The sequence below is a fragment of the Clostridium gallinarum genome, assembly GCF_014836325.1.
Taxonomy (GTDB): domain Bacteria; phylum Bacillota; class Clostridia; order Clostridiales; family Clostridiaceae; genus Clostridium; species Clostridium gallinarum.
The window spans coordinates 82224-91813 of the sequence record NZ_JACSQZ010000006.1 but is presented as its reverse complement, the minus strand read 5'-3'; the positions used below and the strand labels follow the sequence as shown (position 1 = coordinate 91813).

Below are 9590 nucleotides of genomic sequence, written 5' to 3'. Positions count from 1 at the left end.
TCTTTAATACTAATAAACTTGATAACACTCCTATTAATAATAAATTTTCTTTAACACCCATTAATGAACATATAAAAAAACCAAATAAACTCATATTATAAATATTAAATTTATTGTATTTACACATATATAAAAGAATTCCCATGCTAAAAAGAAAGCAGCTTATAGAAGTTCCTTCTTCATAAAAAGAATTATAATAAGACAAATAAGCTGTATCTGCAAATATAATATTTATAAATAAAATCATTAAAATTTTATACTTTGTATTAGAAATCTCCTTTGTAAGAGCCTTTGTTAAAAAATATATACCAAAACTAGAGATTATCATGTATATAAATCCTAATATCCTAATATCAAAAATATAATCCTTAGTTATAAGCTTATCTATAAATACTGCAATTCTTATAAATATTGATTGAGTTGATATTAAATTTTTTTCTATTTCATTATTATATTTAAATATTCCATAATCCTTATTAAAATATCCAAAATATATTTCATCTTCATTGTTAGATAAATAATATAAATCATTTTCACTAATTATATTATAAAACTCTCCATTATCAGCCATACCTATAATTGGAGGTATAAATAAAGTTGCTATACTTATTAACAAAAATAAACTTACTGATAATATATTATAATTAAAAATTTTAAATGCTTTTTTCATCATATTCCCCTAAAAAAAATTGTTTTTATTCTTTATTTTATTCAAAATACAATTATTATATACAATTTTCTTAATGATAAATATTCAATTGAAATTCTCTTAAATAAAGTATTAAATGTACTAATTAAAAATAAAATAGGAGTATCAATGATTATTATCATTGATACTCCTATTTCATATACTCTTTATTATTTTAATCTAGTTCCTTCTTTTTCTTGAACTATTATTCCTGCCTTCATTAATCCGCCTAAAGCCATTTTGAAGTAATTTTTACTTGTATTAAATGTTGCTTTAATATCCTCTGGCTTAGATTTATCATTAAAGTGCATAAATCCACCATTTTTCTTTAAATATTTTAATATATCTTCTTGAATTTTTTCTCTTTCATTTAATCTAGTTTTTCTAGGAGTTAATCCTACAATACCATCTTCATATAATCTTTTTACTCTAAGCTTCATTTCTGTTCCTGGATATATATCCATATAATATTCATTAGGTAAAATTAGTCCTTTATACATGCCATCAATTGCAACATGGACAGTTCCACCTTCTGTTCTACCATAAACTTGTGCTACTACTTCATCTCCAACTTTGTATTCTTTACCTTCTTCTAAAGCATTTAATATGTAATCATCTACTTCTGTAGTAGCTGCTAATCTATCAGTTTTATCTAAATATACATAAAATAAATATTTACTTCCTGTATGAAGTTTAAATCTTTGTTCTTTTATAGGTACAAATATATCTCTATCTAATCCAAAGTCAACAAATGCACCAAAATCTGTTTGGAAAACTACTTTTAAATATCCTACTTCTCCAACCTTTACTAAAGGCTTTTTAAAGGTTGCAATAGGTCTATCCTTTGAATCTCTGTAAACAAAGACTTCTAATTTATCACCTACACTTATGTTTTTACCTTCAGTCATGGATTTAGGTAGTAAAACGTCAAGCTTTCCACCATCACTTAAATAATATCCAAAATCCTTTTCTCTCTTTACTTCTAAAATGTTATAATTTCCTATGTTAATCATTATGCCTCCTGATTTTATAAATATTTTTTGCTAATTTCCACATAATTTTTTGAAGATTGTTCTATACTTTTAATTTCTTCCTCTGTAAGTTTTCTTACAATCTTAGCTGGACTACCCATAATAAGGACCCCATCTTCAAAGACTTTATTTTGAGTTACTAATGATCCGGCTCCTACAATACTATTTTCACCTATTTTAGCTCCATTTAATATTATTGAACCCATACCAATTAAAACATTATCTGAGATTTCGCATCCATGTATAATTGCTCTATGTCCTATAGTTACATTTTTTCCTATATTAGTTTCATAGTCAAAATCTACATGAACAACAGAATTTTCTTGAATATTAGTATTTTCTCCAATATGAATTTTACTCATATCTCCTCTTATAGTAGTTCCAAACCAAATATTAGCGTTTTTTTCAATAACAACGTCTCCTATTATATCAACACTTTCCGAAATATAGCAAGTTTTATCTATAGTTGGTTTAATTCCATTAAACTCTAAAATCATCTTAATACCCTCCAAATTAATTTACATCTAAAGTTATTTTATCACTCATTAATATTATTGTCATTATTTATACTTGTTAAATACTATATATAGATATGTAATAATTTATTAAGGAGCTTATTTTGGGTAGAAAAAGTATTAACAATATAACTAATTTTGATAAATCTAATCTAAAATATTATTATGGAATTTCTAATTATTCTACAACTTACTCTATTGGCAAAGTTTCTCCCATAGAGGCTTATGAATATGCTTATAAATCAGGATTAAATTTTTTATTTGCTACTGATTATAATTACTATCTTTCAGAAGAAATATATATTAAAGAAAATACTCATTCAAAATTTCAAGCTGAAAGAATTTATTCAGCAAGGATAAGGAAAAAATACAGTGATTTTATTCCTTTAGTTGGGTTTAAATGTAAAACAAATTATTATGGAGATTTAAACATAATAAATACAAACAATTTTTTCAGTAGCGAAATTAGAGATTTACGCATTTTAACTTTATGGATGCTTAATCATCCAGATTCTTTTATATCAATTACACATCCTCATAAAAATAAAAGCATTATACCCTATAATGAAATTTTAAATAAAATAATTACTTCAATAGAAGTAGGTGGATATTCTTATGATACTAAGAATGGAAATTACGATAAGTATTATTATAACTTACTTGATGAAGGTTGGCTTCTTGGAGCAATTAATGGAGAAAATCTAAATAAACTTGCAATTAACAATTCTGAAAATCTCACTGTATGTATTTGTAATAATCTTTCAACTGATAATATAATTTCAGCCTTTAGAGAAAGGCGTACTTACTCTACTGAATCTAGATACCTTAAATTTTATTTTACTATAAATGATGACTTTATGGGTGAAGAAATCAGTATACTATCTGATAAACTTAGATTTATGATTTTTGCTGAAGATATGAAATATAAAATAAGAGAAATCCAAATAATAAGTAATAAAGGTAAGATAATAAGAACTATTGAAAACATAAACTTAAATAGTATTAAATATTTATATGAGCATAAGAAAGATGATGATGAAAGTTGGTATACTATTAAGTTAATTCAAGATAACAACAAAATAACTTTTAGTTCTCCAATATTTATAAATCATAATCATTTTTAAAATTATATTTGCAATAAAGGGATGTCTAATGACACCCCTTTAAACATCTTTATTTCTTTTGATTTTGCATATGTTTTACTCTATTTGGTTTAGCCTTAGGTCTAATTTCAATTTTTTTCTCTTTTTTCTTAGGTCCACCTGTACTTTGAATATCAATAAACCACATAAAGAACCATACTGTAACTATTGGAAATATCATGTTTACAAGTACATTTTGACTTTTCACAATAACTTGTAGTATAAATAAAACAACTGCTATTGCTAGTGGTATCCATTTGTTTATCTTTACTTTAGAAAATATATATTTTCTACCTAATGTAAATGCAAAAAACATTACTGCTAATACTATTACAAAATATAAAATAATAGATAATATGTTGCCCATGGTACAATTCCTCCTTTTAAAGACTCTATATTATATATTAAAAGAAATAGTATATATTTTCAAGATATATAAATTTAATTATTTGTAACTTACTCTATAAACAAATTTTATTAATTCAATAGTTTAAAAATTAAAAAAACATTAATAATTTATAGTATTTTTATTAATTCTATTATATTTCCCTTCTATTTTAATTAATTATTTGATAGAATATAGTAAGAAATTATAAAATGTTAAAACGAGGTGGCCTTATGAGCTTAAATATAAGCTATCAATTAGATGAATTAGATTTACAAATATTAGAACTTTTAATAAAAGATTGTAGAACTCCTTACTTAGAAATAGCAAGAATATGCCATGTAAGTGGTGGAACTATACACGTTAGAATGAAAAAAATGGAAGAACTTGGTATAATAAAAGGCACAAGAATACTTTTAAATTTACCTAAGCTTGGTTATGATGTATGTTGCTTCGTTGGAATATATGTAGATAAAACTTCTTCCTTCGATTCAGTTTTTGAAGAATTATCAAAGATTAAAGAAGTTGTAGAAGTTCATTTAACTACTGGTAATTATTCAATTTTAGCTAAAGTTGTATGTAAAAATATTTCTAATCTTCAAGATATACTATTGAATAAAATCAATGTTATTAATGGTGTTCAAAGAACTGATACTATTATTTCTTTAGATCAACGTGTTGATAGAAATATTTCAATCTAATGAATAATTTATATCCCTTAGGTTAGACTATATTTAGAATCTTTTTTAAGGGAGGCTAAATTATGAAAGTATTAGATTCAATTGTTCTTATCTTAGTTATAGTTGGAGCTGTTAATTGGGGTTTAATTGGATTTTTCCAATACAACTTAGTTAACGGTTTATTTGGTTCTATGCCTGCACTAGAAAGAATCATTTATGCTCTAGTTGGTATAGCAGGATTATATTCAATTTCATTTTTTGCAAAAAGTAAATATGCTAGTTACAATGATTAATTTTATAGATTAACTATATTTACAATAAAAATGAAATGTGAATAATGTATAATTAATATAATTTAATTTATACATTATACAACTAAGGAGCTATTCACTAATTCTTTAGTGATGCAGCTCCTTTTAATATTTAAATATTTATTTCAAATTTTTAATTATATCAAACAATTCTATTGCTGCATTTCTAGGACCATCTTTTTCTTGTCCCTCTAACGCTAAGCAAGTTTTTATTTGTCCAACCTTCACAGTACCTTTAAACATAGCATCAAAATATCTTTCAATTAAAATATTAGTTTCTTCTTGTTTTTGAGCTGGTCCAAATGGATTTGCAAAGAAACTTTCAACTAATCCCTTTTCTGAAGTTGTACCCTTAGCCATTCTAGCTCCTGATTTAAACACTTTTATTGCATCTTTTGGATTTTTAAAGTATTCAATTGAGTTTTCACCATCTTTAACTTCAGTATAGTTATTAGCATATAAGAATAAATCAACTTCATATCCCTTAACAATTTCTTTATATGGTGCAACAGGCATAACTAATCTTGCATTTATCTTATCTGGATTCATAAATATACTTCTATCAATTTCCTTAAATGCATATCCTTGATCTAAGTCATCTAATCTTACAAAGGCACCTATTTCAGTTCCATATCCATATATTTTACCATCTACTTCTTTAAATGTACCCATATCATCAAAGATTATTGTCATATTGCTTATATAATCTTCACTTAAAGTTCTAAAGGCTTCTAAACTTTCAGATTTACCAGCACCACTATCTCCCATTATTACTACATTAGCAGTTTTTCCATCCTTAAGTTCTATATTAACCATGGCTCCATGAATAGGTAAATATCCTCTTTTTATCATAACTAAGTTATGAAGAGTTAATGTCATTTTCTTCATGTAACCAAAATAATCTATTTCCTCTGAATGATTTACATAACCAACCATTATATCATTATCTTTATCATCATAGAATACTGTCTTTTTATCTCCTTCAGAATCCTTTGCTCCAAATACATAAACTAAATCTGGTTTCTTGCCTCTATACTCTTCTAATCTTGCCATTTCAAATAAGTTACATAATGTTATTCCATGTTGCATAAAATCTCTATGGAAATAAATAAACGCAATTAATTCACCAACTTTTGCTGGATAACAGAACCAGTGATCTTTATTTAAAGATGCATGTGCTATTGGATTGCTAGTCACTTCACTAAACATACCACTTCTTGTATTCTTCTTAGGATAAGTTATAAATGGAGATTCTAATAAAATACTATCTATAAATTCTATGTCTTCTAAAGCTTCATATCCTTTTGGTAATGGCCATAAAACCTTATTAATTATTATAGAAGCATTTCCCCCAACAGGTATTTGTCTAAATACATTAGGCTTATATCCTAAAACATTCTTTTCTACTTTTCTATATAACTTTAATATTAAATTTGATAATGATGAATTTACTTGTGTAAAACTAACTGCTGATAATCCATCTTGAAGCTTATTACTATGAATAATAGTATATCTTTCTAATCTTCTCCAGAATAAATATAAATCTTCTATAAATGCAATAAACTTGTCCTTATCTGAGAATAAATCTTTATATGATGGATTAGCCTCAACAATTTCATCAACATTCATAACAGTACAATATTTAAATATTTTTGCCAATATATTTGCTATTTCATATATATCATCTGTTTTTAATTCAGCTCTTAAATATCTCCAACTTAAAGTAACTTTTCTTTTAGATTTTTTTAAGTAAGTTTGTAATACCCTTATAAATCCTTCACTCTCAACTAAAGCTTCAAATGTACTACAATATTTAGCTGTAAAATTTATTATTACCTTATCATTACTTATAGAAAATTCTTTTCTCATTAATTTGCCCCCTTTTTGAAATGCATGTTTATCAAAAATTTCATTTTCTCATATTTTTTTTATATTATAACACATATTATGCAAGTTTTTAAATAATGATTTTTCATTTTTTGCACTTTTTACAAATTCATAATATTCCCATTAAAAGTAAACGTAATCATTCTATTTTGGTTATAATATTTTACAAATTTAATAAATATATTAAATTTTATGATTTTATAAAACTAAAAAGGAATTGTAAAATATTTTTATGTTTTACAATTCCTTTTTCTTCTAATTTAAATTTTGGGCTACAATTCCTCTTATTTTTTCCATTAATTCTTTTTCTTCTTCTCTACTTAATTTATCGGTATAAATAGGTTCTCCAAATGTTACTGTTATATCTATTGGTTTAAACTTACCATCTATTTCATAGGCTCTATAAGCTCCATCTATTGAAACAGGAACTATTGGTGCCTTAGCCATAGTTGCCAGCTTTAAACTTCCTTTTTTAAAGTCTTTTATCTTTCCATCCTTGCTTCTAGTTCCTTCAGGAAAAATAGCCATACTATAACCTTTCTTTATATTTTCTGAACCTTCTCTTATAACCTTTATAGCTTCTCTTGCATTTTCCCTATCTAATGGAACACAATTATATTTTTTCATCCAATATCCTAAAATCGGAACCTTCACCATTTCCTTTTTAGCTACAAATCCCATACACTTTCCTACAGAATCTATTAATAATGGTATATCCAAAATACTTGTATGATTGCCTATATAACAACAAGGTTCATTAGGAATATTCTCTTTCCCAATTACAGTAACATTCATTTCTAAAGCTTTATGTATTGTATATCTAGCCCAATCTTCCCCAACCTTTCCACTATACTCTATAGCAGCTCTTTCACCTTTAGTTTTTTCTATATACCATCGCTTAATTGCTTTAAATTGCATGAATAACATATATAATCCATAATGAATTATTTTATAAATCTTCATACTTCTTCACCACCTATATTTATTTATATTATCTTATTATAAAGTTTATTATTTTTTTCTTCAATTATATTTTTATTATTTACTGTCTATAATTATATATATTAAATATATTTTAAGATATACTTTTAGTCTATAGGAGAGTTTATGATAAAGAAACATAAGTTAATAAAAAAACTTCAAAATTCACTTCTAATACTACTAACCTTAATCAGTATTTTTCTATTTAAATCACTTTTAAATTATAATAAATCCACTCCTAATCCAAGAGAAATAAACGTTCATTTTATAGATGTTGGCCAAGGTGATGCTATTCTAGTTCAAGTTAACTCGAAAAATTTACTTATTGATTCTGGTCCCAAAAGTGAAAAAGAAAAATTAACTGAGTATCTAGATTCATTATATATTCCACAATTTGATTATATAATTGCAACTCATCCTCATGAGGATCATATAGGAAACATGGATTATATAATCAATAATTATAAAGTATTAAGCTTTTATACTCCTAAAATTACTACTGATACCGTATCCTTTGAAAATATGGTAGAATCCCTTACAAGAAAAAACTTAAAACTAAAAATTTTAAAATCAAATAATAAAACTATAGACTTAGGGAGTAACACCTTAGTCGAAGTTTTTTCCCCTAATTTAGATAGTTATGATAATTTAAATAATTATTCACCCATAATTAAAATTACTTATGGGAATACTTCTTTTTTATTTACTGGAGATGCAGAAACGGAAATTGAAAAAGAAGTTATCTCTAGATATTCAAATTTAAAATCTGATGTATTAAAAGTAGGCCATCATGGTTCTTCCACTTCATCTAGCTTAGAATTTTTAAAGGCTGTAAATCCTAAAATTTCAGTAATTTCAGTAGGAAAAAATAATACTTATGGACATCCAACTAAAGATACATTAGAAAAATTGAAAAGTACTACCATATTTAGAACTGATAAAAATAAATCTATAATTATTTCATCAGATGGAACTTCTATAAAATATTCTAATAAATGATAGATGCTCCTAAATGATTTAGGAGCATCTATCATTTAAGAATATACTTCTTAAATTAATATAAATCTATTCAACTTCTTCTAGTAAATTTTCCTCATCATCCAAAACTATGCTATTTAACTCTTCTTTTTCAGAATTATCAGTGCTTATAAGTTCTTCATTTAACTTATCTTTTTTATTTCCTTCATGAGGTTTATTTAATCCATCCACTTCATACTTAATATATGCATTCCAAAGCATATATATATTATATAAATTTGTAACATCTTGTTCATTATATAATAATATAGTTTCTATCTTTTCTTTTGGCATTCTTAATATATAGTCTTTATCTTTTAATACTTTATTAAAGGTTTTAGCAAGATTAGATCCACTAATAACTTCACCTTCTCTATGAATATTAAAATCTTTTTCTAAATTTTTTAATCCTATTGAATGCTTCATTATTTTTTCATATTCTCTTTGAATGTCAATATCCTGAAATTCTCTTGAAAAATTAAAATCTATTCCATACTTTTTAAATAAATAATTAATTACAGTATAATCATTATTACCAGAAAAAGTAACAATAGCCTTTTTCCCCTTATTTTTCATTCTTAGAAAATACTTTTTAGCCAACTCCAATATTTGCACTGATTCATATTTATTTTCAATCATATATTGAGTTACAATTAATTTATTATTTTCAAAAATACAAGCTCCAAAAACACCTATGCATTTTGGCTTTTTATAAACATAATGTTCTAAGTCAAAAAATATAAGTTCTTCTGGTGGCCTGTTGATATCCTTGGTTTTTAACATAAATTCCCTATCTAAAGAATTTACTTCTATTATATTTTCTCTAATAATCACATTACCACTCTTTCTTCCTTATAATTATCACCTTTTAATTCCTAAAATTATCTTATAATATTATATCACCTTTTATACGAATATAGAAATAAATTAAAAATATAATTATATATACTTCT

At 24.9% G+C, this 9590-nt stretch carries 11 protein-coding genes; 4 read left to right on the top strand and 7 right to left on the bottom strand.

The window, feature by feature from the left end; genetic code table 11:
• From wsfD to H9660_RS02820, 3 genes are all read right to left on the bottom strand, one after another.
• Nucleotides 1-670: glycan biosynthesis hexose transferase WsfD (gene wsfD / locus H9660_RS02830; protein ID WP_479927579.1), on the bottom strand; the 670-nt coding region annotated here is incomplete at its 3' end.
• Nucleotides 671-858: 188 nt separating this feature from the next.
• A complete protein-coding gene (locus H9660_RS02825; RefSeq protein WP_191748343.1) occupies nt 859-1701 on the bottom strand; it encodes a CvfB family protein in 843 nt (280 codons plus the stop codon).
• A gap of 14 nt (nt 1702-1715) precedes the next feature.
• On the bottom strand, nt 1716-2216 hold the full coding sequence (locus H9660_RS02820; protein ID WP_191748342.1) for a gamma carbonic anhydrase family protein: 501 nt from the start codon (nt 2214-2216) through the stop codon (nt 1716-1718).
• 122 nt (nt 2217-2338) lie between these two features.
• On the opposite strand from H9660_RS02820, the gene H9660_RS02815 reads away from it, so the two are divergent.
• Nucleotides 2339-3358: a histidinol phosphatase gene (locus tag H9660_RS02815; RefSeq protein ID WP_191748340.1), complete on the top strand. Its 1020-nt coding sequence runs from the start codon at nt 2339-2341 to the stop codon at nt 3356-3358.
• 49 nt (nt 3359-3407) lie between these two features.
• On the opposite strand, the gene H9660_RS02810 is transcribed toward H9660_RS02815, so the two are convergent.
• Nucleotides 3408-3743 carry a hypothetical protein gene (locus H9660_RS02810; protein ID WP_191748338.1) on the bottom strand — a complete coding sequence of 112 codons (336 nt, stop codon included), beginning with the start codon at nt 3741-3743 and terminating at the stop codon, nt 3408-3410.
• A gap of 251 nt (nt 3744-3994) precedes the next feature.
• Here H9660_RS02810 and H9660_RS02805 point away from each other — a divergent pair, with 251 nt between their 5' ends.
• Together H9660_RS02805 and H9660_RS02800 are read left to right on the top strand one after the other, a co-directional pair.
• Nucleotides 3995-4462, top strand: coding sequence for an Lrp/AsnC ligand binding domain-containing protein (locus H9660_RS02805; RefSeq protein ID WP_191748336.1), 468 nt, complete (start codon nt 3995-3997; stop codon nt 4460-4462).
• A 62-nt stretch (nt 4463-4524) separates the two neighbouring features.
• Nucleotides 4525-4734, top strand: coding sequence for a DUF378 domain-containing protein (locus H9660_RS02800; RefSeq protein WP_191748334.1), 210 nt, complete (start codon nt 4525-4527; stop codon nt 4732-4734).
• Between the two features lie 138 nt (nt 4735-4872).
• Here H9660_RS02800 and H9660_RS02795 read toward each other — a convergent pair whose 3' ends face one another.
• Both H9660_RS02795 and H9660_RS02790 read right to left on the bottom strand, forming a co-directional pair.
• Entirely contained in the window at nt 4873-6621 is a 1749-nt protein-coding gene (locus tag H9660_RS02795) for a phosphoenolpyruvate carboxykinase (protein ID WP_191748332.1), read from the bottom strand.
• A gap of 273 nt (nt 6622-6894) precedes the next feature.
• On the bottom strand, nt 6895-7602 hold the full coding sequence (locus H9660_RS02790; RefSeq protein WP_191748330.1) for a lysophospholipid acyltransferase family protein: 708 nt from the start codon (nt 7600-7602) through the stop codon (nt 6895-6897).
• Between the two features lie 144 nt (nt 7603-7746).
• Here H9660_RS02790 and H9660_RS02785 point away from each other — a divergent pair, with 144 nt between their 5' ends.
• A complete protein-coding gene (locus H9660_RS02785; RefSeq protein WP_191748328.1) occupies nt 7747-8619 on the top strand; it encodes a ComEC/Rec2 family competence protein in 873 nt (290 codons plus the stop codon).
• A gap of 66 nt (nt 8620-8685) precedes the next feature.
• Here the strand turns inward: H9660_RS02785 and H9660_RS02780 are convergent, their stop codons facing one another.
• A complete protein-coding gene (locus tag H9660_RS02780) occupies nt 8686-9471 on the bottom strand; it encodes a ribonuclease H-like domain-containing protein (RefSeq protein WP_191748327.1) in 786 nt (261 codons plus the stop codon).
• Between the last annotated feature and the right edge of the window lie 119 nt (nt 9472-9590).

Bases quoted from the DNA above. Each gene is read 5' to 3' on its own strand.
- H9660_RS02825 (WP_191748343.1), bottom strand. From the start codon at position 1,701: ATGATTAACATAGGAAATTATAACATTTTAGAAGTAAAGAGAGAAAAG.
- H9660_RS02820 (WP_191748342.1), bottom strand. From the start codon at position 2,216: ATGATTTTAGAGTTTAATGGAATTAAACCAACTATAGATAAAACTTGC.
- H9660_RS02810 (WP_191748338.1), bottom strand. From the start codon at position 3,743: ATGGGCAACATATTATCTATTATTTTATATTTTGTAATAGTATTAGCA.
- H9660_RS02805 (WP_191748336.1), top strand. From the start codon at position 3,995: ATGAGCTTAAATATAAGCTATCAATTAGATGAATTAGATTTACAAATA.
- H9660_RS02800 (WP_191748334.1), top strand. From the start codon at position 4,525: ATGAAAGTATTAGATTCAATTGTTCTTATCTTAGTTATAGTTGGAGCT.
- H9660_RS02795 (WP_191748332.1), bottom strand. From the start codon at position 6,621: ATGAGAAAAGAATTTTCTATAAGTAATGATAAGGTAATAATAAATTTT.
- H9660_RS02790 (WP_191748330.1), bottom strand. From the start codon at position 7,602: ATGAAGATTTATAAAATAATTCATTATGGATTATATATGTTATTCATG.
- H9660_RS02785 (WP_191748328.1), top strand. From the start codon at position 7,747: ATGATAAAGAAACATAAGTTAATAAAAAAACTTCAAAATTCACTTCTA.